Source organism: Vibrio sp. 1580, assembly GCF_033340055.1.
The window spans coordinates 1-726 of record NZ_JAWOVT010000260.1; the positions used below are offsets into that span (position 1 = coordinate 1).

At 48.6% G+C, this 726-nt stretch carries 1 protein-coding gene; it reads right to left on the reverse strand.

Annotated elements, in window-relative coordinates; translation table 11 throughout:
* Positions 1 to 49: 49 nt before the first annotated feature.
* Positions 50 to 726 (reverse strand): Hsp70 family protein (locus R7093_RS25385; RefSeq protein WP_318147042.1); only part of this gene is annotated, 677 nt, incomplete at its 5' end.

Below are 726 nucleotides of genomic sequence, written 5' to 3' on the forward strand. Positions count from 1 at the left end.
AAAGGTTCTATTTAGCGCGTGACATCAGTAACTCGCTCAGAACTAAAGATCACTTAAAGCAAACGTCCGCCCAGCGTGCCAAGCCTGCGGTTACCGAGCCAAAATAGTTACCGCTGACGACAGGAATATTTGGCAACACGGTTTGTACCGCGTCACGTAAAATCGGCGAACGAGCGGAACCACCAGTCATAAAGATCGCATCCGGTTTTATGCCTGCTTGCTCAACAGCTTCTGTTACCAGCGCCGTCATCTTGTTCTTTGGTGATTCAATCGCTTCAATCATCTCATCACGCTGAACGTCCACTTCAATCAGCTCCGACAATAAGTTGATACCAGTACGGTAAGCCGTTTGATCAGAGAGTGCCACCTTCGCTTCTTCTGCACGGCGGACAATGTTGTAGCCTAATGATTCGTGATAAACCTCAAGCAAGCGCGCTAGTTTTTCTGGCTCTTGCGCCTGTTTCTGCAACAGTTTTAACGCCGCTAAGTTCTCACGTGAGTAAAAGTCGTTTTGCGCTTCAACGTTATTGATAGCAATCGGATTCCAAAACTGAGTCGTCGGCATCACAATGCCCGATTCCATCTTGCTTTCCATCCCAAACGGGAACATCAACTGTTTGAAAGCCAACGCGATATCCAGATCGTTACCGCCGACACGCTGACCACTGTGAGCCAACAAACTTGCCGTTCTGTCTGCTTTTCCTCGCCAAGATGGCCCCATCTGAA